The organism is Halomonas sp. C10-5, from assembly GCF_057169305.1.
Window position 1 is genome coordinate 3,377,781 of record NZ_CP175665.1, and the last position, 22,522, is coordinate 3,400,302.

At 68.9% G+C, this 22,522-nt stretch carries 22 protein-coding genes and 1 tRNA gene; 12 read left to right on the top strand and 11 right to left on the bottom strand.

Annotated elements, in window-relative coordinates:
* Window positions 1-27 precede the first annotated feature (27 nt).
* Window positions 28-104, bottom strand: a tRNA-Arg gene (locus ACJ7IV_RS15885).
* Between the two features lie 247 nt (window positions 105-351).
* Here ACJ7IV_RS15885 and ACJ7IV_RS15890 point away from each other — a divergent pair.
* Entirely contained in the window at window positions 352-1,590 is a 1,239-nt protein-coding gene (locus ACJ7IV_RS15890) for a c-type cytochrome (protein ID WP_483865194.1), read from the top strand.
* 126 nt (window positions 1,591-1,716) lie between these two features.
* Here the strand turns inward: ACJ7IV_RS15890 and rep are convergent, their stop codons facing one another.
* The 4 genes from rep to pyrE form a co-directional block, all read right to left on the bottom strand.
* A complete protein-coding gene (gene rep, locus ACJ7IV_RS15895; protein ID WP_483865195.1) occupies window positions 1,717-3,795 on the bottom strand; it encodes a DNA helicase Rep in 2,079 nt (692 codons plus the stop codon).
* A complete protein-coding gene (gene trmL / locus ACJ7IV_RS15900; RefSeq protein ID WP_483865196.1) occupies window positions 3,792-4,271 on the bottom strand; it encodes a tRNA (uridine(34)/cytosine(34)/5-carboxymethylaminomethyluridine(34)-2'-O)-methyltransferase TrmL in 480 nt (159 codons plus the stop codon). Before trmL ends, rep begins: the two co-directional genes overlap by 4 nt.
* Before the next feature lie 77 nt (window positions 4,272-4,348).
* Window positions 4,349-4,906 (bottom strand): YfaZ family outer membrane protein, encoded by a 558-nt coding sequence (locus ACJ7IV_RS15905; RefSeq protein WP_483865197.1) that lies wholly within the window; start codon window positions 4,904-4,906, stop codon window positions 4,349-4,351.
* Between the two features lie 66 nt (window positions 4,907-4,972).
* Window positions 4,973-5,647, bottom strand: coding sequence for an orotate phosphoribosyltransferase (pyrE, locus tag ACJ7IV_RS15910; RefSeq protein WP_483866606.1), 675 nt, complete (start codon window positions 5,645-5,647; stop codon window positions 4,973-4,975).
* 106 nt (window positions 5,648-5,753) lie between these two features.
* On the opposite strand from pyrE, the gene ACJ7IV_RS15915 reads away from it, so the two are divergent.
* Window positions 5,754-6,521, top strand: a complete 768-nt coding sequence (locus ACJ7IV_RS15915; protein ID WP_161431870.1) for an exodeoxyribonuclease III — start codon at window positions 5,754-5,756, stop codon at window positions 6,519-6,521.
* Between the two features lie 103 nt (window positions 6,522-6,624).
* On the opposite strand, the gene rph is transcribed toward ACJ7IV_RS15915, so the two are convergent.
* A complete protein-coding gene (gene rph, locus ACJ7IV_RS15920; RefSeq protein WP_483865198.1) occupies window positions 6,625-7,362 on the bottom strand; it encodes a ribonuclease PH in 738 nt (245 codons plus the stop codon).
* A 155-nt stretch (window positions 7,363-7,517) separates the two neighbouring features.
* Here rph and ACJ7IV_RS15925 point away from each other — a divergent pair, with 155 nt between their 5' ends.
* The 6 genes from ACJ7IV_RS15925 (at window position 7,518) to thpR (ending at window position 12,720) form a co-directional block, all read left to right on the top strand.
* Window positions 7,518-8,381 (top strand): YicC/YloC family endoribonuclease, encoded by an 864-nt coding sequence (locus tag ACJ7IV_RS15925; RefSeq protein ID WP_483865199.1) that lies wholly within the window; start codon window positions 7,518-7,520, stop codon window positions 8,379-8,381.
* Between the two features lie 50 nt (window positions 8,382-8,431).
* Window positions 8,432-9,046 carry a guanylate kinase gene (gene gmk / locus ACJ7IV_RS15930; RefSeq protein ID WP_483865200.1) on the top strand — a complete coding sequence of 205 codons (615 nt, stop codon included), beginning with the start codon at window positions 8,432-8,434 and terminating at the stop codon, window positions 9,044-9,046.
* Window positions 9,047-9,263: 217 nt separating this feature from the next.
* Window positions 9,264-9,521: a DNA-directed RNA polymerase subunit omega gene (rpoZ, locus tag ACJ7IV_RS15935; protein ID WP_232912199.1), complete on the top strand. Its 258-nt coding sequence runs from the start codon at window positions 9,264-9,266 to the stop codon at window positions 9,519-9,521.
* 66 nt (window positions 9,522-9,587) lie between these two features.
* Window positions 9,588-11,726, top strand: a complete 2,139-nt coding sequence (locus ACJ7IV_RS15940) for a RelA/SpoT family protein (RefSeq protein ID WP_483865201.1) — start codon at window positions 9,588-9,590, stop codon at window positions 11,724-11,726.
* A gap of 99 nt (window positions 11,727-11,825) precedes the next feature.
* Entirely contained in the window at window positions 11,826-12,215 is a 390-nt protein-coding gene (locus ACJ7IV_RS15945; protein ID WP_132044703.1) for a RidA family protein, read from the top strand.
* Between the two features lie 7 nt (window positions 12,216-12,222).
* Complete coding sequence (gene thpR / locus ACJ7IV_RS15950; RefSeq protein WP_483865202.1) at window positions 12,223-12,720, top strand: RNA 2',3'-cyclic phosphodiesterase; 498 nt, start codon at window positions 12,223-12,225, stop codon at window positions 12,718-12,720.
* 20 nt (window positions 12,721-12,740) lie between these two features.
* On the opposite strand, the gene ACJ7IV_RS15955 is transcribed toward thpR, so the two are convergent.
* A complete protein-coding gene (locus ACJ7IV_RS15955; protein WP_483865203.1) occupies window positions 12,741-13,613 on the bottom strand; it encodes an SDR family oxidoreductase in 873 nt (290 codons plus the stop codon).
* 67 nt (window positions 13,614-13,680) lie between these two features.
* On the opposite strand from ACJ7IV_RS15955, the gene ACJ7IV_RS15960 reads away from it, so the two are divergent.
* Window positions 13,681-14,601 (top strand): LysR substrate-binding domain-containing protein, encoded by a 921-nt coding sequence (locus tag ACJ7IV_RS15960; protein WP_483865204.1) that lies wholly within the window; start codon window positions 13,681-13,683, stop codon window positions 14,599-14,601.
* A complete protein-coding gene (recG, locus tag ACJ7IV_RS15965; protein ID WP_483865205.1) occupies window positions 14,598-16,691 on the top strand; it encodes an ATP-dependent DNA helicase RecG in 2,094 nt (697 codons plus the stop codon). The genes ACJ7IV_RS15960 and recG overlap by 4 nt, the downstream gene beginning before the upstream one ends.
* 107 nt (window positions 16,692-16,798) lie before the next feature.
* On the opposite strand, the gene yccS is transcribed toward recG, so the two are convergent.
* From yccS to ACJ7IV_RS15985, 4 genes are all read right to left on the bottom strand, one after another.
* On the bottom strand, window positions 16,799-18,919 hold the full coding sequence (gene yccS / locus ACJ7IV_RS15970) for a YccS family putative transporter (RefSeq protein WP_483865206.1): 2,121 nt from the start codon (window positions 18,917-18,919) through the stop codon (window positions 16,799-16,801).
* Window positions 18,920-18,941: 22 nt separating this feature from the next.
* On the bottom strand, window positions 18,942-19,298 hold the full coding sequence (locus tag ACJ7IV_RS15975) for a hypothetical protein (RefSeq protein WP_213311642.1): 357 nt from the start codon (window positions 19,296-19,298) through the stop codon (window positions 18,942-18,944).
* A 73-nt stretch (window positions 19,299-19,371) separates the two neighbouring features.
* Window positions 19,372-19,647 carry an HU family DNA-binding protein gene (locus ACJ7IV_RS15980; protein WP_213311644.1) on the bottom strand — a complete coding sequence of 92 codons (276 nt, stop codon included), beginning with the start codon at window positions 19,645-19,647 and terminating at the stop codon, window positions 19,372-19,374.
* A 158-nt stretch (window positions 19,648-19,805) separates the two neighbouring features.
* A complete protein-coding gene (locus ACJ7IV_RS15985) occupies window positions 19,806-20,966 on the bottom strand; it encodes an FAD-dependent oxidoreductase (RefSeq protein ID WP_483865207.1) in 1,161 nt (386 codons plus the stop codon).
* Window positions 20,967-21,114: 148 nt separating this feature from the next.
* Here ACJ7IV_RS15985 and ACJ7IV_RS15990 point away from each other — a divergent pair, with 148 nt between their 5' ends.
* Both ACJ7IV_RS15990 and ubiA read left to right on the top strand, forming a co-directional pair.
* The gene (locus ACJ7IV_RS15990; protein WP_483866607.1) at window positions 21,115-21,591 is read left to right on the top strand and encodes a chorismate--pyruvate lyase family protein; all 477 of its coding nucleotides are present in this window, start codon (window positions 21,115-21,117) and stop codon (window positions 21,589-21,591) included.
* Window positions 21,592-21,626: 35 nt separating this feature from the next.
* Window positions 21,627-22,517, top strand: a complete 891-nt coding sequence (gene ubiA / locus ACJ7IV_RS15995; RefSeq protein WP_483865208.1) for a 4-hydroxybenzoate octaprenyltransferase — start codon at window positions 21,627-21,629, stop codon at window positions 22,515-22,517.
* The last annotated feature ends 5 nt before the right edge of the window (window positions 22,518-22,522 follow it).

Consider the following 22,522-nt stretch of genomic DNA (forward strand, 5'->3'; position numbering starts at 1 on the left):
CAGCATCGCTGTAAGCCCTTGAATTCGTGGCGCGCCCGGCAGGATTCGAACCTGCGACCCTCGGCTTCGGAGGCCGATACTCTATCCAACTGAGCTACGGGCGCATCACCCGGCATGGCGCCGAGCGGACGACATCCTAACTGCCAGGCCCGCCACTGTCCAGCACGGGGCGCCGTGGATGCCTGTGCGCCAGCCCAACGGCGGGGGGCGCGCCATTTTCCTGGCGCCAGGGTTGCCGGTATACTGTCGGGCGACTGCATGATGGCATCTCCCTCGGCTGCGTTGCCGAAACCGTTTCCGCCGGGCGCTGCCACGAATAACTTCCTAAAGGACCGTGAAGAGGTGGTGAGAGTGAAATCCAGCAAGCTGATCATGGGGTGCCTGGCCACCCTGGGCCTGACCGCCAGCGCCGGTATCGCCCTGGCCCAGGACGATGCCGAGCGCGAAGCCATCGCCGAGCGCCTGAAGCCGGTTGGCGAGCTCTGCGTGCAGGGCGAAGACTGCGGCACCGCTGCCACCGCCAGTGGCGGCGGCGATAGCGGCAGCGCCTCCAGCGGTGGCGGTGACGATATCGACGGCGCCGGCATCTACAACAATGTGTGCATGGCCTGTCACGAGACCGGCGCCGCCGGTGCCCCGATCCGCGGCGACGAGGCGGCCTGGGCCGACCGCGTGGAGCAAGGCTTCGCCACTCTGCTGGATCACTCGATCAACGGCTTCAACGCCATGCCGGCGCGTGGTGGCAACCCCAACCTCTCCGATGCCGAGATGGAGGCCGCCACCGCCTACATGGTCGAGCCGGTGATGGACGTTCCCGAGCTGGGCGGTGGTGACGATGCCGCCGCCGAGGAGGAGGCACCCACCGAGGAGCCCAGCGGTGATGCGGCGGCAGACGCTGCCGAGACCGCCGGTATCGACGGCGAGGCGATCTACAACCAGGTCTGCATGGCCTGCCACGAGACCGGTGCCGCCGGCGCTCCGGTGCGCGGCAACGCCGACCAGTGGGCCGCGCGCACCGAGCAGGGCATCGAGACCCTCTACGACCACTCCATCAACGGCTTCAACGCCATGCCCGCCAAGGGTGGTAATCCCAACCTCTCCGATGACGAGGTCAAGGCCGCCACCGACTATCTGGTCGAGCCGGTGATGGATGCCACGGAGCAGGGTGGTGCCGAGGAGGCTGCCAGCGAGGAAGAGGCCGCCAGCGAAGAGGCGACCGAGGAAGAGGCCACTACCGACGGAGCGACGGATGAGGCCGCCAGCGAAGAAGAAGCCGCTAGCGAGCAGGCAACTGAGGAAGAGGCCGCCACCGACGGGGCTTCCGCTGGCGACGAGCCCGCCCACGCCGGCATCGACGGTGAGGCGATCTACAACCAGGTCTGCATGGCCTGCCACATGACCGGCGCCGCTGGGGCACCGATTCGCGGCGAAGCCGACCAGTGGAGTGCACGCATGGAGCAGGGCATCCAGACCCTCTACGACCACTCCATCAACGGCTTCAACGCCATGCCCGCCAAGGGTGGCAACCCCAACCTCTCCGATGACGAGGTCAAGGCCGCCACCGACTACCTGGTCGAGCCGGTGCAGTAAGCATCCGGCCACGGCAAAGCCAGCGGGGCGCCTTAGGGCGCCCCGCTTGCATATGGCGATAGCGTCACGCCAGAGAGCCCCCGGTCGAGCAGCCCACTGCGCCCCTCGATTGCGCTGAAGGTGCCTTCAGCCCAGTAGAGAGCGCAGTCCGGCGATGGCATCCTGGCCGCGGGCCTGCTTCTTCTCCGGGTCCTCGCGATCCGGACGCCCCTCCCACTCCAGGTCGGCCTCGGGCAGCTCGTCCAGGAAGCGGCTCGGCGCACAGTCCATCAGTTCGCCATAGGTCTTGCGCTGGCGGGCCAGGGTCAGGGTCAGGGTGCGCCGCGCCCGGGTGATTCCCACGTAGGCCAGGCGACGCTCTTCCTCCACCGTGCCCGCCTCGATGGCGTTGCGGTGGGGCAGCAGCTCCTCCTCCAGCCCCATCAGGTAGACGTGCGGGAACTCCAGCCCCTTGGAGGCGTGCATGGTCAGCAGCTGGACCCGGTCGGAGTCGTCCTCCTCGGCCTGCTGCTCGAGGATATCGCGCAGCACCAGTCGCGAGATGGCCGCCTCCACGCCGTCGGTCTCGGTCTCCTCGGAGGCGGTGCTTTCGTCCGGCCCCTCGTCCTCGGGGGAGGCCTGCATCGACTTCTCCAGTTGGTCGATCAGGATCCAGACATTGGCCATGCGCCGCTCGGCGATGGTCGGGGCACTGGCGTTCTGGTAGAGCCAGGCCTCGTAGTCCATCTCGCGCAGCATGTCGCGGATGGCGGCGATGGCATCGCCGCCATCCATGCGCCGGCGCACCGCGTCGATAAAGTGGGTGAAGCGCCCCAGCCGCTCCACCGCCCTGACCGGCAGCTGCTCGGCCAGGCCCAGCTCGTGGCAGGCGGCGAACAGCGCGATACCCCGCTCGTTGGCGTAGTTGGCCAGCTTCTCCAGGGTACCCGGGCCGATCTCGCGGCGCGGCACGTTGACAATGCGCAGGAAGGCGTTGTCGTCGGCCGGGTTGATCAGCAACCGCAGGTAGGCCATGGCGTCCTTGATCTCGTTGCGCGAGAAGAAGGAGGTGCCCCCGGAGAGCTTGTAGGGGATCTGGTAGTGCTGCAGCTTTAGCTCCAGCAGCCGGGCCTGGAAGTTGCCGCGGTAGAGCACCGCGAAATCGCGCCACTCGGCACGCTCCTTGATGCGCCGGGTGAGGATCTCGCTGGCCACGCGATCCGCCTCGGCCTCCTCGTGACGGTTGACCACCACGCGGATCGGCGCCCCCTCGCCCATGTCCGACCACAGGGTCTTCTCGTAGACGTGGGGGTTGTTGCTGATCAAGGTATTGGCGGCGCGCAGGATGGTGCCGGTGGAGCGGTAGTTCTGCTCCAGCTTGATGACGTCCAGGCGCGGAAAGTCCTCGCCCAGGGTCACCAGGTTCTCGGGGCGCGCCCCGCGCCAGGCGTAGATCGACTGGTCATCGTCACCCACCACGGTGAAGGTCTTGCGCTCCCCCATCAGCAGCTTGACCAGCTGGTACTGGCTGACGTTGGTGTCCTGGTACTCGTCCACCAGCATGTAGTGGATGCGCTTGCGCCAGCGCGCCAGGGCCTCGGGGTCGTCGCGCAGCAGCACCACCGGAAGCAGGATGAGGTCGTCGAAGTCCACCGCGTTGTAGGCCTTCAGGTGGCGGTTGTAGGCTTCGTAGACCCGGGCGGCGAACAGCTCGTCCTCGTCCGCTGCGTGGGACATCGCCTGGCCCGGCAGCACCAGGTCGTTCTTCCACTCGGAGATGCGGTGCTGCACGGCGTTGATCTGGTCGGCATCGACCTGGGCATCCTTGTGCATCAGGTCGCGCAGCAGCGCCTTGGCGTCCTCGGGGTCGAACAGCGAGAAGCCGGGGCGATAGCCCAGCGCCTTGAGCTCGCGGCGGATGATGTTGAGCCCCAGGGTGTGGAAGGTGGAGACAGTCAGGCCATGCCCCTCCTTGCCCTTTAGCATGCTGCCCACGCGCTCCTTCATCTCCCGGGCGGCCTTGTTGGTGAAGGTCACCGCGGCGATGCGGCGGGCGCTCATGCCGCACACCTGCACCAGGTAGGCGATCTTGGTGGTGATCACGCTGGTCTTGCCCGAACCGGCCCCGGCCAGCACCAGGCAGGGGCCGTCGATATAGCGCACCGCCTCCTGCTGGCGGGGGTTCAAGCCGGCGAGGCGCTGCTGGATGGAGGGGGGCGAGTTCATCGGCTGTCGACTCCGGCGGCACCGGCGAAGTCCAGCTGTCGCCAGGCTTCATAGACCAGCACCGCACAGGCGTTGGAGAGATTGAGGCTGCGACTGTCCTCGCGCATGGGAATGCGCAGCCGCTGCGCCTCGGGCAGGGCCTCGAGCATCGCCCCGGGCAGGCCACGGGTCTCGGGGCCGAACACCAGGGCATCGCCGGCCCGGTAGCTCGGCTCATGGTAGCCCGTCCGCCCGCGGGTCGATACCGCGAAGACCCGCCGAGGGCTGGCCGCCTGGAGGTAGGCCGGCCAGTCGCGGTGCACGCGCACCGCCGCCCACTCGTGATAGTCGAGGCCGGCACGGCGCAGGCGCCTGTCGTCGAGCTCGAAGCCCAGCGGTTCGATCAGGTGCAGGTGGAACCCGGTGTTGGCACACAGCCGGATCAGGTTGCCGGTGTTGGGGGGTATCTCGGGCTGGTAGAGGACGACATCGAGCATGGCTTATCCGCGGTGGGGCCCGGTGGAACGCAGGCGGGCCCCGTGACGGGGCCCGCAATCATCGACGCAGGGGACGCTCAGAAGCGCAGGCGCACGCCGACCTGGGCGCCGCGATCCAGGGTGCGGCTGCCGCGCTCTTCGTCGAAGTCGGCATCCAGCTGGCGCACGCCCAGATAGCCATCCACGTTGGGAGTAAAGGCATAGCGTGCACGCAGGCCGACCTCGTAGCCCTCTTCGAGCTCACTGGTGGTCACCGCATCGGGGGTATAGTAGCCGTAGCCACCCAGCGAGACCGCCGGCAGGTTGGGCAGGTAGACGTAGCCGTAACCGCCGAGCCCCAGGCCGCCGCCATCGCCTACGTCGGTGTCATACTGGGTCCAGCGGGCACCGATGCCCACCTCGCGACGCGAGGTGTGCTGGCTGCCCATCAGCTGGGCGTGGTAGACGGTGGCGTCCTCGCGGTAGTCGCTGTCCACCACCCCGCCGCCGAGCTGGATGCCCTCCACGAGCTCGCCGGCCGCCTCGAACTGCACCGCATCCGACCCCAGGTTGAGGTCCAGGCTGGCGGCCTGGGCGAGGCCGGCACCGCCCAGCAGTACCAGGCCCGCCAGCAGCGTCTTTATCGATCTCATCATGCTCTCCCTATCCTGTGCCGTCGGCAAATCCTGTATGGTTCTTGTACAGCTTAGCGCAATCGGCCGTCACGCCACAGTGGAAACGCCGTACCGGGCACGATAGTCGCGAATGGCGGCGGCGTGGCCACGCAGCGAATCGCCGGCATGCTCTTCAAGATAGGTCAGGACCATGTCCAGCGTCACGATGCTGATCACCGGCATGGCGTAGCGCGCCTCCACCTCCTGGATGGCGCTGAGGGCCTCGCCTTCGACCTCGGCGCTGCCGCGCTCCTGGCGATCCAGGGCGATCACCACCCCCGCGGCGCGGGCACCGGCCCCTTCGATCAGCGTCATCACCTCGCGGATGGCGGTGCCGGCGGTGATCACGTCGTCGATGATCAGGATATCCCCGGCCAGTTCGGCACCGACGATGGTGCCGCCTTCGCCATGGGCCTTGGCCTCCTTGCGGTTGAACGCATAGGGCAGGTCGCGGCCGTGGTGGTCGGCCAGCGCCACGGCGGTGGTGGTGGCCAGGGGAATGCCCTTGTAGGCAGGGCCGAAGAGCACGTCGAAGGCCGGCGCCTGGTCGGCGATGGCGCGGGCATAGAAACGCCCCAGGCGGGCCAGGGCGCCGCCGGTACGAAACAGCCCGGCATTGAAGAAGTAGGGGCTGACGCGGCCGGACTTGAGAGTGAACTCGCCGAAACGCAGCACGCCCTGCTCGATGGCAAACTCGATGAACTCACGCTGGTAGGGCTGCATGCGTCGATCCGCCACGGGGCCTCCTATCACGTTTATTGGCCTTGGCCATTTACCCAAACGTCGAAACGTCGGGTATCATACACGCGCGACGGTAAAGGGACCACGTATGAAAATAGCAACCATCAACGTCAACGGCATCCGCGAGGCCGTCGGGCGAGGCTTTCTCGACTGGCTGGCCAACCAGGACGCCGATGTCGTCTGTGTCCAGAATCTCAAGGCCAAGAGCTTCGAGCTGGACGACAGTATCCTCTATCCGGAAGGCTACGAGGGCTACTTTCTCGATGCCGAGCAGGACGGCTTCTCCGGGGTGGGGCTCTACTGCCGGAAGATCCCCAAGGCGATCATGTACGGGCTGGGCTTCCCGCAGTGCGACCACGAGGCGCGCTTCCTGCAGGCCGACTACGACCGCTTCAGCATCGCCAGCTTCCTGATGCCCGACGGTAGCGACCCGGCCGCCAAGCAGTCCTTCATGGCCCAGTACCAGGAGTACCTGAGCAAGATGGCTCGCAAGCGTCGCGAGTACATCATCTGCGGCACCTGGCACATCGCCCACAAGACCATCGACCTGGAGAACTGGGCCGACAACCAGGAGACCCCCGGCTTCACCCCCGAGGAGCGCGCCTGGATGGATCAGGTGTTCGGTCCCACCGGCTTCATCGATACCTTTCGCGAGATCAACCGCGACGCCGGTGAATATACCTGGTGGCCCAAGCTCGACCAGGAGGTGCCGCGCTCCCGCCAGGAGGGCTGGCGCATCGACTACCAGGTGGTGGGCCCCAACTTCCGCCGCCACGTGGTGGACGCCTGGATCGACTACGACGCTACCTTCTCGGAGTTCGCGCCGCTGATCGTCGAGTACGACCTGCCGCTCTGAACCTCCCTCCGTCGCCGTTCCGGGGTACCGAAACGCATCACGCCGGCCATCATGGCCGGCGTGATGCGTTGGGGCGCTTGCCCGGCGGCCTTCGCATTCCTACCTAGCGCGGAATGCCCAGCGACTCGCGCTGATGGTCGAACAGCTGCACGCCGGCGTTCTCGGCCAGCTCGAGCATGGCGTTGAGCTCGCCGCGGCTGAAGGTACCCTTCTCGGCGGTGCCCTGTACCTCGATCAGGCTGCCATCCTCGGCCATCACCACGTTCATGTCGGTATCGGCACCGCTGTCCTCGGGGTAGTCCAGATCCACCACCGGCACCCCCCTGAAGATGCCCACCGACACCGAGCTGACCAGCTGCTTGAAGGGATCACCCTTGATCAGCTTGTTGCGCTGCAGGTAGCGGATGGCATCCACCAGCGCCACGCAGCCGCCGGTGATGGAGGCGGTACGGGTGCCACCGTCGGCCTGGATCACGTCGCAATCCACGGTGATGGTGAATTCACCCAGCTTCTTGAGATTGACCGTAGCACGCAACGAGCGGCCGATCAGGCGCTGGATCTCCAGGGTGCGGCCACCCTGCTTGCCGCGGGTCGCCTCGCGGCCGCCACGGGTGTGGGTGGCACGGGGCAACATGCCGTACTCGGCGGTGACCCAGCCCTGGCCCTTTCCTCGCAGCCAGCGCGGCACGCCGGGCTCGACACTGGCGTTGCACAACACCTTGGTATCGCCGAACTCGACCAGTACCGAGCCTTCGGCATGACGGGTGTAGTCGCGGGTCAGTCGGATCTCGCGGGGTTGTTCGGGAGCGCGCCCGCTGGGGCGACGGAATTCGGTAGACATGGCACCTCGTGATCGGAGTCGGTTGGGGATCGGCTGGCCGCCATTCTACACGCTTGGCCCGGCGGTGACGGCGAATCGGTTACACTGCGGCCTGGCCACCACTCATGACTCACCACACTATTCCACTCACCCAAGCTTTCCCCGGGAGCCTCGCCATGGTGCACAGCATGACCGCCTTCGCCCGCCAGGAGCGCGCCGCGCCCTGGGGCACCCTGCAACTCGAGCTGCGCTCGGTGAACCAGCGCTACCTGGAGCCTCACTTCCGCCTGCCGGAGAGCCTGCGCGACCTGGAGCCCCACTTCCGCGAAGCCCTGCGCGCCCGCCTGGCGCGTGGCAAGGTGGAGGTCAGCCTGCGCTTCGAGGCCGCCGGCGACAGCGCCGGCCTCGCCGTGAATCCGACGCGGCTCGCCGAACTCTCCCGAGCCCTGGACGAGGTGCGTCAGGCCGTGGAAGACACCACCCCGCCCGATGCCCTGGCCCTGCTCGACTACCCAGGCGTGCTCGAGAATCGCGGCCCCGAGCCCGAGACGGTCAAGGCCGAGGCCCTGGCGCTGTTCGAGCGCGCCCTGGACGACCTGGTCGACGGCCGCGCCCGGGAGGGTGACAAGCTCGCCGCCCTGATCCGCGAACGGCTCGCCGGCATCGAGGCCCAGGTGGCCGAGGTGCGCCGCCTGATGCCGCAGATCCTCGAGCGCCAGCGTTCCCAGTTGCTCGAGCGCCTGGAGGAGGTGAAGAGCGAGCTGGACCCCCAGCGCCTGGAGGCCGAACTCACCCTGCTCGCCCACAAGGCCGACGTCGACGAGGAGCTCGACCGCCTGGCCACCCACGTCGCCGAGGTGGAGCGCCAGCTGAAGCAGAAGGGCCCGGTGGGCCGGCGCCTGGACTTCCTGATGCAGGAGCTCAACCGCGAGGCCAACACCCTGTCGTCGAAGTCGGTGGTCGCCAGCACCACCCGCTGCGCCGTGGAGCTCAAGGTGCTGATCGAGCAGATGCGCGAGCAGGTGCAGAACATCGAGTGATATGATGGCCGCCATTACCGGCCTACTACCCAATCACCATGGAGATGCGTATGTCGCAAGGTACGCTGTTCGTCGTTTCCGCCCCCTCCGGCGCCGGCAAGACCAGCCTGGTGCGCGAGCTGGTCGAGAGCCTCGACGGCATCCAGGTCTCGGTCTCCCACACCACCCGCCCCCGCCGCGAGGGCGAGGTGGACGGCGTCAACTACCACTTCGTGGATGTGCCCGACTTCGAGGCGATGATCGAGCGTGGCGAGTTCTTCGAGTACGCCCGGGTATTCGACAACTACTACGGCACCTCACGCCCGGCGGTGCAGGCCGCCCTCTCCGCCGGCCAGGACGTGATCCTGGAGATCGACTGGCAGGGTGCCCGCCAGGTCCGCCAGCAGCTACCCGACGCGGTGTCGGTGTTCATCCTGCCGCCCTCCCGGGAGGAGCTGGAACGGCGCCTCGCCGGGCGCGGCACCGACGAGCACGCGGTGATCGAACGGCGCATGCGCGACGCGGTGAGCGAGATGGCCCACCACGACGAGTATGACTACCTGGTGATCAACGACGACTTCACTACCGCACTGGACGAGCTGCGCGCACTGGTGGTGTCATGCCGCCTGACCCGCGAGCGCGCCGGCACCACCCACGCCGCCCTGCTCCAGGCGCTGCTTGCCTAGGCATTCTGACTGTTACGGATCGCGAGAGGCGCTGGGGCCTGGCGCCGGAACAGCCTCGAATACATACGCACGAATAAGCCCCAGCCCCCGCACCGTGGCGCTTGTCAGCGCTGCCGGGCGTCGAGTAACCTATCAGGTCTATCCATAACGGACTCCCGTCCACGCACCCACTGCGTGTCCGACGCCGGGGTCCCGTCAGCTCTTCAGGAAGGCACCCATGGCGCGAGTCACAGTCGAAGATTGTCTGGAAAATGTCGAAAACCGCTTCAAGCTGGTGATGATCTCCACTCACCGCGCCCGCCAGCTGGCCCGCGGCTCCCGCGACGCCATGCTGCCGTGGGAGAACGACAAGCCCACCGTGATGGCCCTGCGCGAGATCGCCGCCGGCCTGGTCGACGCCAGCGTGCTCGACGAGCCCGTCGAGGCCCTGGTGCGTCCGCCCCAGCCCCAGTACGGTAGCTTCACCGAGGAGTGATCCATGACGGCGCCCGGGCGCCGTCCTCCCCTTCCGGACACTCACGCAGGAGTCAGGGCGCGCCGCATGTTCACCATCGATGACCTGGCCGACCGTCTCGGCGGCTACCTTCCCCAGGGCGAGATCCAGCAGGTCAAGCGCGCCTTCTACTATGCCGAGCAGGCCCACGACGGCCAGCGCCGACGCTCCGGCGAGCCCTACGTTACCCATCCGCTGGCCGTCGCCAATATCCTGGCCAACATGCACATGGACCATCAGAGCCTGATGGCGGCCATGCTGCATGACGTGATCGAGGATACCGGCGTCGGCAAGGAAGCCCTGGCCCGCCAGTTCGGCGCCCCGGTGGCGGAGCTGGTGGACGGCGTCTCCAAGCTGACCCAGATCGCCTTCGAGGACAAGGCGGTGGCCCAGGCGGAGAACTTCCAGAAGATGGTGCTGGCGATGTCCCGGGATATCCGGGTGATCATCGTCAAGCTCGCCGACCGCCTGCACAACATGCGCACCCTGGGCGCCCTGCGCCCCGAGAAGAAGCGCCGCATCGCCCGCGAGACCCTGGAGATCTACGCCCGCATCGCCAGCCGCCTGGGCATCAACACCATCCGCGTGGAGCTGGAGGACCTCTCCTTCCACGCCCTGCACCCGATGCGCGCCGAGCGCATCAAGCGCGCCGTCTCCAGCGCCCGCGGCCACCGCCGCTCGACGATCCGCCAGATCCAGAACACCCTGCAGAAGAGTCTCGACGACGAGGGGCTGCCCAGCACCGTGGTGGGGCGCCAGAAGCACCTGCTGTCGATCTACCGGAAGATGCGCGACCAGCGCAAGGCGTTCAACGAGATCATGGATGTGTTCGGCTTCCGCATCCTCACCGATGACGTCGACAGCTGCTATCGAATCCTCGGCGTGGTGCACAACCTCTACAAGCCGGTCCCCGGACGCTTCAAGGACTACATCGCCATTCCCAAGGCCAACGGCTACCAGAGCCTGCACACCACCCTGTTCGGCTCGGGGGGCATGCCCATCGAGGTGCAGATCCGTACCCGCGAGATGGAGGCCATGGCCAACAACGGCATCGCCGCCCACTGGCTCTACAAGGCGGGCCAGACCGACCATCCCATCGCCGAAGGCAGCCACGCCCGGGCCCGCTCCTGGATCAAGGGGCTGCTGGAGATGCAGCGCCACGCCGGCGACTCGCTGGAGTTCATCGAGCACGTCAAGAACGACCTGTTCCCCGACGATATCTATGTCTTCACGCCCAAGGGCGACATCATGGAGCTGCCCCAGGGTGCCACGGTGATCGACTTCGCCTACAGCGTGCACACCGATATCGGCAACAGCACCATCGCCTGCCGCATCGACCGCCACCTGGCACCCCTCTCGACCCGCCTGGAGAGCGGCCAGACCCTGGAGATCATCACCGCGCCCGGGGCGCGTCCCAACCTCTCCTGGCTCAACTTCGTGGCCACCGCCAAAGCGCGTTCGGCGATCCGCCATGCGCTCAAGCACCAGCAGCACACCGAGGCGGTCCAGCTGGGGCGGCGCCTGCTCAACAAGGCACTGGCGGCATTCGAGACCAGCCTGGAGGAGCTGCCCGACGGACTGCTTCCCGGCCTGCTCGACGAGCTGGGCCTGAAGAACGAGGACGCCCTGCTCGAATCCATCGGCCTCGGCTCACGGGTCGCCCACGTGATCGCCCGGCGCCTGATGGACCTGCAGCACGGCGAGGCGACGGCAGGCTCCACCCTTCCCGGCAGTCGCCAGCACGGCCCCATCGTGATCAGCGGCGCCGAGGGCATGGTCATCAAGTTCGCCCGCTGCTGCCACCCGCTGCCCGGCGACCCGGTGGTGGGCCACCTCTCGGTGGGCAAGGGCATCGTGGTGCACCGCGCCGAGTGCCGTAACCTCGGCGAGCTGAAGGACGACCCCGAGAAGCTCTTCCCCCTGGAGTGGGCGGAGAGCATCGACCAGGACTTTCCGGTGGCGCTGCGCCTCGAGGTGGAGAGCCGCCGTGGCCTGGTGGCCGAACTCGCCGGCGTGGTCACCGACGCCGACGCCAACATCGAGCGCATCGGCATCGAGGAGCGCGACGCCCGCCTGGCCACGGTCAACCTGACCCTGGCGGTGCGCGATCGCGTGCATCTGGCGCGCATCATCAAGCGGCTGCGCAACCTCTCCCACGTCGAGCGCATCGGCCGCCTCGGCAACTGAGCCTTTACCGACCGGCCCGGCGGCGCCCCGAGGGGGCGAGCGGGCCGTCTTTCATTGACGAACACCGTCGACACGATCCACAACATGATGGAGCACACCATGAGCAACAAGGCCGTGATCAACACCGAGAAGGCCCCCGCCGCCATCGGCCCCTACTCCCAGGCCATCAAGGCCGGCAACACCGTTTACCTCTCCGGCCAGATCCCCCTGGACCCGGCCACCATGGAGCTGGTCTCAGACGACTTCGAGGCCCAGGCCCGCCAGGTCTTCACCAATCTGCGCGCCGTCTGCGAGGAGGCCGCCGGCTCCCTTCAGGACATCGTCAAGCTCAACCTCTATCTGGTCGACCTGGGCCAGTTCGCCGTGGTCAACGCCATGATGGAGGAGTTCTTCGAGAAGCCCTATCCGGCGCGTGCGGCCATCGGCGTCAAGGCGCTCCCCAAAGGCGCACAGTTCGAGGCCGAAGGTGTCATGGTCATCGGCGACTGACCGAGCCGTGCGTCTATTTCTGGCACTGGAACCGCCCCCCGAGCTGCGCGCGCGGCTGGGGGCGCTGGCCGACCTCGCCCGGACGCACTGCGGCGGGCGGCGGGTGCCGGACGAGAGCCTGCACCTGACCCTGGCCTTCCTCGGCGAGGTGGAGACCGCACGGGCCGAGACACTGATCGAGTGGCTACAGGGCGAGGCGCCCGAAGGCGGTGAATGGCGTCTGGATCGCTGGGGAAGCTTCCGCCGGCCAGGCATCGTCTGGGTCGGCGGAAGCACACTCGGCGCACTGCAGGCGCGACTGTGGGACGGGCTGGAGGCCCTCGGCCACGGCGGGCGGCCGACGCGTTTCGTGCCCCACGTCACCCTGCTGCGCCGGGCGCGGCGCCTCTCCATCGAGGCGCTGCCGCCGGTCGACCTCACCTGGCGCTGGCGGCGCCTGACGCTGCTGCGCTCCTTTACCCTGGATGACGGGCCACGTTACGAGGTTCTGGCCCGCTCGGCCTGAACGGCCTGAACGGCCAGGAGTCAGGCCTTCTCCGGCAGGAATCCGCCCTCCCGCAGCACCTGCGCATAGCCCTCGCGAAAGCTGGGATAGCGGAACTGGTAGCCGCTCTCCAGCAGACGGGCGTTGCTGCAGCGCTTGCTGGCGCGGCGGCGCAGCGGCGACTGGATGGTCTCCGTGGCCTCCACCTTGAGCTGCTTGGCCAGCCAGGCCATGACATCGTGGAGCGGTGCCGGCTCGCAGTCGGTGGCCAGATAGAGCTCCTCTACGCTCTCGCCCTCCAGCACCCGGCCGATCAGGTGGGCCAGCACCCCGGCGCAGTCGTCGCGGTGGATGCGGTTGGTGTACATGGCGGGGCTCGGCGGGGCGATACGCCCCTCGCCCACCTGGCGGATCAGGCGATCGCGGCCGGGGCCATAGATTCCCGAGAAGCGCACCACGCTGCCGGGCAGGGCGTGGTCGAGCAGTGCCCGCTCGGCCTCGCACATCAGCTGGCCCGAGAAGCCGGTGGGATCGGTGGGGCTCGCCTCGTCCACCGTCTCGCCGTCACGCTGGGCATAGACGCTGGTGGAGGAGACGAAGAAGACATGCCGCGGCGCCTTCTCGCGCGCGCCGAACTCGGCCAGGGCGGCCGCCAGCCCCTCGGGGTAGGCGGCACGATAGGCGGCCTCCTCGAAGCGGTCGGCGCTGGCCACGTAGACCAGGATATCGGCGTCGGGCAGCGCGGCCAGGCTGGCCGGGTCGGTAAGGTCGGCGGCGACCGCCTCCAGGCCAGAGTCCCTGAGCGACTCGGCGCTGCGCCGGGCGCCGATCACGCGCTGGCCTTGTGCCTGGAGGCGTTGGCCCAGCGCCGTGCCGATGTCACCGCAGCCCAGAATCAGTGTTGTTGTCTTCACCTTTGCCTCGCCCCCTGATAAAAAGTCCCTATTGGAAATCCACGAGGATGCCGTCCAGGCAACCCAGATGACTCTAACAGAACTCCGCTACATCGTGACACTGGCCCAGGAACGCCACTTTGGTCGTGCCGCCGAACGCTGCTTCGTCTCCCAGCCGACCCTGTCGGTGGCGGTGAAGAAGCTCGAGGAGGAGCTCGGTGTTCCGCTCTTCGAGCGCTCCAAGTCCACGGTCCAGGTCACTCCGCTGGGCGAGAAGATCGTCGAGCAGGCCCAACGGGTACTGGAGCAGACCAGCGTGATCAAGGAGCTGGCCACGGCGGGCCGCGACCAGCTGGCGAGTCCCCTGCGCATCGGCGCCATCTACACCATCGGCCCCTACCTCTTCCCGCACCTGGTGCCGGAGCTGGCGCGCAGTGCCCCGCAGATGCCGCTCTATATCGAGGAGGGCTTCACCGGCAACCTGCGCCGCAAGCTGCGCAGCGGCGAGCTGGACGCCATCATCGTCGCCCTGCCCTTCACCGAGACCGACGTGCTCACCAAGCCGCTCTACGAGGAGGAGTTCGAGGTGCTGGTGCCGGCGGACCACGCCTGGGCCGGCCGCGACTGCGTGCACAAGGAGGAGCTGCTCCAGGAGCGCCTGCTGCTGCTCGGCGAGGGCCACTGCTTCCGCGACCAGATCCTCGAGGCCTGCCCGGCGATCAGCCAGAAGCTCAACAGCCCCCACAACACCCTCACCGCCGAGGGCGGGTCGCTGGAGACCATCCGCCATATGGTGGCCTCCAAACTCGGCATCACCGTGCTGCCACGCTCGGCCATCGGCACCGTCCACTACGAGAGTGGCCTGCTCGAAAGCGTGCCCTTCGCGGCCCCCGCCCCGACGCGCACCGTGGCCATCGCCTGGCGAGCCAGCTTCCCGCGGCCCAAGGCAATCGACGCCATCACCGACGCCGTCGCCCGCTGCCGCCAGGCCGACCCCGCCTCGGCATGAGTGCCGACCAGACGGCTCTCGACGCGCCGGTCACGTCGCTCAAGGGCGTCGGCGAGGCACTGGCCCAGAAACTCTCCCGGCTGCGCATCGACAGCGTGGCCGACCTGCTCTTCCACCTGCCGCTGCGCTATCAGGATCGCACCCGCATCACCCCCATCGGCACCCTGCGTGCCGGCCACGAGGCGGTGGTGGAGGGCGAGGTGGTGGCCGCCGAGGTGGTGCGCGGCCGGCGCCGCAGCCTGCTGGTGCGCCTGCGTGACGGCAGTGGCCTGCTCAGCCTGCGCTTCTTCCACTTCTCGCCGGCCCAGCAGCAGCAGTTCCAGCCCGGCACCTGGGTGCGCGGCTTCGGCGAGGCCCGCGCCGGTGCCACCGGACTCGAGCTCTACCACCCCGAGTATCGCCTGCTCAAGGCCGATGCCCCGCCGGTGGAAGACCACCTCACCCCGATCTACCCCGCCACCGAGGGGTTGCACCAGACCCGCCTGCGGGCACTGATCGAGCAGGCCCTGGCGCGCCTCGACGCTGCTCCCGAAGCGCTGCCCGACTGGATCACCGAGGATCTGCGCCAACGCTTCCGGCTGCCCGAGCTGCACCGCTGCCTGCACGTGCTGCACCAGCCGCCGCCGGAGGTCGACCCCGAGCAGCTGGCGAGTGGCCGCCACCCGGCCACCCGCCGCCTGGCGCTGGAGGAGCTGCTCGCCCACCGCCTCAGCCTGCAGGCGGTACGCCTGCAGATCCAGCAGGATGGCGCCCCGGTCCTGCCCTCGGGGCGAGGCCTGCAGGCGCGCTTCCTGACCCAGCTGCCCTTCTCGCTGACCGCGGCCCAGCGCCGGGTGCTCGACGAGATCGCCGCCGACCTGGGCCGGGAGGTGCCCATGCTGCGACTGGTGCAGGGCGACGTGGGCTCCGGCAAGACGGTGGTGGCCGCCATGGCGGCACTGGCGGCCATCGCCGGCGACTGCCAGGCGGCGATGATGGCGCCCACCGAGATACTGGCCGAGCAGCACTACCGCGCCTTCCGGGCCTGGTTCGCGCCGCTGGGCATCGAGGTGGCGTGGCTCGCCGGCAAGCTCAAGGGCAAGGCGCGCCTCGACACCAAGGCGGCGATACAGGACGGCCGCGCGCGCATGGTGGTGGGCACCCACGCGCTCTTCCAGGGCGACGTGCACTTCCAGCGCCTGGGACTGGCGATCGTCGACGAGCAACACCGCTTCGGGGTCCACCAGCGCCTGGCGCTGCGCGAGAAGGGCGAGGCCGGCGGCCTCACGCCCCACCAGCTGGTGATGACCGCCACCCCCATCCCGCGCACCCTGGCGATGAGTGCCTATGCCGACCTGGATGTCTCGGTGATCGACGAACTGCCCCCCGGCCGCACCCCGGTGAAGACGGTGGCGATGCCCGACGAGCGGCGTCCCGAGGTGGTCGAGCGCATCCGCCACGCCTGCGCCGAGGGGCGCCAGGCCTACTGGGTCTGCACCCTGATCGAGGAGTCCGAGGTGCTGGAGTGCCAGGCCGCCGAGGCGACCCGGGACGAGCTTACCGAGGCACTGCCGGAACTCGCCATCGGCCTGGTCCACGGGCGCATGAAGGCCGCCGAGAAGGCAGAGGTGATGGATGCCTTCAAGGCCGGGGAGCTGGACCTGCTGGTGGCCACCACGGTGATCGAGGTGGGGGTCGACGTGCCCAACGCCAGCCTGATGATCATCGAGAACCCCGAGCGCCTGGGGCTCTCCCAGCTGCACCAGCTGCGCGGCCGGGTCGGGCGCGGCGCCACCCAGAGCTTCTGCGTGCTGCTCTACCATCCGCCGCTCTCTGCCCACTCCAAGGAGCGCCTGGCGGTGATGCGCGAGACCACCGACGGCTTCCGTATCGCCGAGAAGGACCTCGAGCTGCGCGGTCCCGGCGAGGTGCTGGGTACCCGCCAGACGGGCCTGGCGCAGATGAAAATCGCCGACCTGGAGCGCGACGCCGACCTGCTCGAGCGCGTCGCCCCCCTGGCCGAGGCGCTGCTGGCCAGCCACCCCGAGGCCAGCCAGCCGCTGATCCGCCGCTGGCTGGGCGAGGAGGCCGGCCGCTACGGGCAGGTGTGATGGCTGGAAGCCGTAAGCCGTAAGCCGTAAGCCGTAAGCCGTAAGTCAACGAAACGTGCGGCGAAGGGTTTGTCTTACAGCTTATCGCTCTCGGCGAAGCCGAGTTCTTACCGCTCCGCGCAAAGCGCGGCTCCCGCCTCCCGCAGCGGCGCCAGCTGACGACCGATCAGCACCAGCTGGGCGCCCAGCAGGGAGTCCGGCTCCGCCTCGGTCACCTCCAGGGACCCATGCGGATCGATCGGTTCCCGCCGTTCCAGCGCCCGGGCCAGGCCGTCCAGTTCGGCGAGGACCGCCTCGGCCAGCGCACTCTCCGCCGGTGTCACCCCGCGACTCTCGCCGCGATGGGCGCCCAGTGCGGAGAGATAGTTGAGCAGGGTATGGGCGTGGAGCTGGAAGGGCAGCCCGCGCTCGGCGTCGCGGCGAAAGGGACCCGGCTCCTGCTGCACATTGGTCAGCATCGCGGCAAGCTCCGCATCGGCATTGTGGGCATTGCGTCGCGCCAGCCGATAGGACAGGTCATCGCGCTTGCCGCTGGCGTACTGCTCGATCAGCGCCGCCAGGTAGTCGCGCCCGGCCGCCAGGGTGGCGGCCGCCTGGCGATGCAGCCGCCTGCCCTGCCAGTCGGGCAGGATGGTCAGTACCGCCAGCCCGGCGATGCCGGCGCCCAGCAGGGTATCCATCAGCCGCGGCCAGATCAGACCGAAGCCGTCCCCCACCTGATTGAAGCAGCTCAACACCATCAGGGTGATCGCCGCCGTGGCCAGTGTGTAGTGGCGCCCGCGCAGGGCGAAGAAGGCGACCCCGGCGACCACCGCGATCGCCGCCTGGAGCGCCGGTGACGGGAACAGGCTGATCAACGCCCAACCCGCCACCAGCCCGAGTACCGTCCCGAGGATACGCTGCCAAAGGAAGCGCCGGGTGGCCCCGAAGCTGGGCCGGCAGACGAACAGGCTGGTGAGCAGGATCCAGTAGCCCTGGGTGGGATGGATCAGGTGCAGGACCGCATAGCCGGCCACCAGGGTGGCAGCCAGGCGCACGGCGTGACGAAACACCGGCGAGCGTGGGGTCAGCTGGGCCTGAAGGCGTTCGACCACGTCACCCAGGCCCCGGGGCGTGCGGTCATGGAGTGCATCATCGTCCCCCTCGCCGAGCTCCGGATGGCGCGCCCCGGCCAGGGCCCGCTCCAGGGTCGCCAGATTATCGGCCACGGCCTCCAGGGCGGGCAGCAGCGCCTGGCGCTCGACGGGCATCGCCCCCCGCAGGTGCGCCAGGGAGGCCTCCAGGTCGACCAGCGCCCGCTCGCTGGGGGCCAGGTCGAAGGAGCGCTTGAGCAGCAGGCCCCGGGCCAGGCTCCGGCACGCCTCGCCCTGGAGGGAGAGCACCCGCTGGACGCGGAACAGCACATCGTGATGGAAGAAGGCCTCGGCCAGCTCGGCATAGGGGGAGTGGGAGGAGCTGGCCCGCTCGTGGATATCCTGGGCGATGAAGTAGAGGCGCAGGTAGCGCGCCAGCCGCGGCGAGGCACGCTGCGCCTCCAGGCGCCGGAAGAGACGCTCCTTGGCATCGTTGAGGGCCTCCACAACCCGGCCATTCTGGCGCGCCAGCGCAAGGCGCCGACTCTCCACGTCCAGCCCGCGCAGCGGCTCGAAGAGTGCCGCCTTCAGGCCGAGGTAGCGGGCCAGCTCGCGGTAGACCCGCGCCATGGCCAGCTGCAGCGGCTGGCGCGAGAAGAGCGCGCACCACGCCACCGAGATCGCGCCGTACCAGGCGGCACCCGCCACCAGCAGCGCCGGCTCCCGCCACAGTTCGCCCAGCGCAGGGCTGCCGCGCTGCTCGAGGCTGATCAGGGTATAGATGGTCAGGATCAGGGTGGCGTTGGCGATGGTGGCGTAGCGCTGGCTGACCGCGCCGAGCATGGTCATGCCGAAGGCCGCCAGGCCCAGGGTCACCACCAGCGGCCAGGGGTGGGCGAAGAGCAGCTCCATCGCCAGCGAAGCCAGCGCAAAGCAGACCAGGGTGACCAGCAGGGCGGCAAGCCGGCCGGACCACTCATCATCGGTCTCGGCCAGGGCGCTGGCGATGGCGCCCAGGAACAGCGGGATCAGGCCCGCCATGTCGCCACGCCACCAGCACAGCAGCATGATGCCGCCCAGGGCGATGAAGACGCGCAGGCTGTAGGCCGCGGGCTCGAGGGTCCAGAAGCGTCGCAGGACCAGTGAGGGGGTCATGGCGGGCACGGGTCTCCCGCGGTCAGAGATGGCGCAGCAGCTTCTGCAGTCGCTGGAGGTCGGCGGCATCGCCGACCAGGCGCACGCGCCCGTCCATCATGCCATCGAGGAAGACCTGCTGGGTCGGCTTGCGCAATACCTCGAACGCGGTGGCCGCGTCCTCGAAGCGCAGTTCCAGGTCGAGGTCCACCGGCAGGCCGCGGCCGTGGGCGATGCCACGCGGCGACATGCGGTAGTGGCGAGCGATGGAGAGGTCCTCGGTGGCCACGCCCCAGTCGAGGCCGCGCATCTCGCCGAGCAGCTCGCGGAAGCGGGGGTTGCGACGCAGGGCGCGCTTGAGCAACCAGCCCAGCACCCAGAGCAGCAGTTTCAGCTTCATGTGATCACCACCGGATCCCTGGAGGGTGGAAGCGAAGACGCCCGGCGCCGAAGGCGGGCCAGGCGTACCATCATCACTTGGCCACGGCGTCCTTGAGGCCCTTGCCCGGCTTGAAGGCCACAGTCTTGCTGGCCGGAATGGTCAGTGGCTGACCGGTCTGGGGATTCTTGCCGGTGCGCGCGGCGCGCTCGCGCACGGCGAAGGTACCGAAGCCGATCAACGCGACATCCTGACCCTGGGCGACACTCCCGGTGATCTCGTCGAGAATGACATTGAGCACCTGGCTCGCCTTGTCCTTGGACAGATCGGCACGCTCGGCAATCGCCGCCGCGAGTTCTGGCTTACGCATACAACCCTCCTGGTGTTGGCACTGGATCCCGGCGCATCGCGCGGGATGTTGTTGTCATGGCAGACGGCGCTCGCCGTTCACCCGGTCTCTTGCCGGGCGACGGGCGAACGGCGTCGAAAGGCACTCTGCGGCGACCGCATCGAGCCGTCACCGCTGACCTAGCCTAGCAACGCCGGCGCAGCCCGCGCCAGTTCGACTTTCCGACGCACGCAGGCCCCTGTCAACGCAAATCCGATCAAACGTCCGTCCTTGGCCTCGGCCAGGGCGGTGAGATCCCCCGCCTCCCCCTCGATGCGCCAGCGTGCCGGTGCCTGGGTGGGGGGCAGCGCCACCACCGGCAGCAACGGCGTCTTGACCAGTACCGGCCAGGCGCCATAGCGAACCGCCGTGGGCGTGCCGGCGAGGGTGCGGGCCAGGGCCCGGGCGGAGGCCTGGAGCGGCTGCACGTACATGGCGTTGACCCCCTCGACGCAGGCCACATCGCCCAGCGCGTAGACATCCGGCGCCGAGGTGGCGAGGGTCCGGTCGGTGTGGATTCCCGCGGCGCTGACCACGAGGCCCGCCGCCTCGGCCAGCGCCGTGCGCGGCCTGAGGCCGGTGGCCAGCAGGACCAGGTCGGCCACCACGGCAGTGCCGTCCTCGAGACACACCAGCGCATCGCCGCCCTCGGCCTGGAGTCCCACGACACCCGCGCCCAGGTGCAGGCCCATGCCGGCATCCCGGAAGGCCTCGCCCAGCGCACGCCCCAGCGGCTCGGGAAGCAGGCGCGGCAGCGGCGCGGCCTCCGGTGCCACCAGGCTCACCCGGTGGCCTCCGGCCAGCAGGTCGTTGGCGAACTCGCAGCCCACCAGGCCGGCACCCACGATGGCCACCCGGGCCGGCCGGCCCAGATCGCTCACTGCGGCGTGGAAGGCGCGATAATCGTCCAGGTCGTTGACCGTCATCACCCGTCCGGCCAGGGCCTTGGGCACGTCGAAGGGGGCGATCGGTGCCGCCCCGGTGGCCAGCACCAGCTCCCCGTAGTCCAGCCGCTCCTCGCCGATGCGCAGTGTATGGGCTCGGGTGTCGATGGCCTCGACCCGAGTATGGGTGCGCACCACCGCGTTCAGCGACTCGGCGATCGCCAGGGCGCTGCGGGCGGCCAGCCGCTCGGGCGGCAGCCCCTTGGCGAAGCCGGTGGAGAGCAGCGGCTTGGAGTAGTCATCGCCGCTGTCGGCGGTGATCAGGGTCACCGGTCGCTCGGCGTCGAGGGCGCGCAGCTGGCGCAACAGGCCGAGGCCCGCCATGCCGCTGCCGAGGATGGTCAAGGGGGCGCTCATGGGTCTCCTCGTCGAGGAAGGGTAATGATGGCGCATGGTACACTACCCGCCCCCCAGGATGGACACGGAGTCCGTGGTGCCCGATTCCTCACCTCACGCCCTGCCTGGCGCGGCGCGTTGGTTGCCGCTGCCCGCGGCACGGCCCGCCATGAGCCCCGCCTGGCGAGAGTGGCTGGGCTCCCGGGACTCGCTGACCCTTCGCCTCACCGAGGCGGGGCGGCCGAGCCCCTTCCAGGTACGCCTGCTCGACCAGCGCACCGCCATTCCAAGACACGACGAGGCCCGTGCCCTCGCCCTGCCGCCGGGACGCCCGGCCTGGCTGCGCGAGGTAGCCCTCTGCCTGGGAGAATCCCCCTGGGTGGTGGCGCGTTCGGTGGCCCCTCTGGAGGGGCTGCCCGCCCATGACCTGGAGCATCTCGGCGAACGCTCTCTGGGCAGCTGGCTGTTCCGCCAGCCGGACCTCGAGCGCGACGCGATCGAGGTGACCCGCGCCCCTGCCGGCTTCCACCCGTCCCGCGGGCCCTGGGGGCGTCGCTCGGTGTTTCGCCACGGTGACTTCCGGGTGCTGGTGCAGGAGTGGTTCCTCGACGCCATGGCGGATGACCTCGGCCTGCCTTCGCGCTAGGCTCTTGGCCAACCGCCCACTTCCACGAGGTAGAGATGGACCGCTCCCTGATGCGCCCCACGGGCCTAGCCCGGGTACCCGACTTCCTGCGTCTGATGCGCCTCGACCGCCCCATCGGTACCTGGCTGCTGATGTGGCCCACCCTGTGGGCACTGTGGGTAGCCGCCGAGGGCCTGCCGGAGCGCCACCTGCTGCTGATCTTCGTCGCCGGCGTCTACCTGATGCGTGCCGCCGGCTGCGTGGTCAACGACTACGCCGACCGCCACTTCGACGGCCACGTCAAGCGTACCCTGGATCGCCCCCTGGCCACCGGCCGCATCAGCGAGGGTGAGGCCCAGGCGCTGTTCCTGCTGCTGGTGCTCGCGGCCTTCGTGGTGGTGCTGTTCACCAACCTGTTCACGTTCCTGCTGTCGATCGGCGGCCTGGTCCTGGCCTTCATCTACCCCTTCATGAAGCGCTACACCCACCTGCCCCAGCTCTTCCTGGGCGCCGCCTTCTCCTGGGCGATCCCCATGGCCTTCGGTGCGGTGCTCGGCCAGGTGCCCTTCGAGGCGTGGCTGCTGTTCGCCGCCAATGTGGTATGGACCGTGGCCTACGACACCCAGTACGCCATGGTCGACCGCGACGACGACCTGAAGATCGGCATCAAGTCCACCGCGGTACTGTTCGGCGGGGCCGACCGCTTCATGATCGGCCTGCTGCAGCTGGTGACGCTGGCGCTGCTGGCCTGGGCCGGGGCACGGCTCGACCTGGGCGGCTTCTTCTGGCTGGGCCTGGCGGCCATGGCCGCCACCTTCGCCTGGCAGCACTGGCTGATCCGCGAGCGCGAGCGGGAGCCCTGCTTCCGGGCCTTTCTCAACAACTACTGGTCGGGGCTGCTGGTGTTCGCCGGCATCGCCCTAAGCCTGTGGCCGGGCATCCAGTAGGGCAG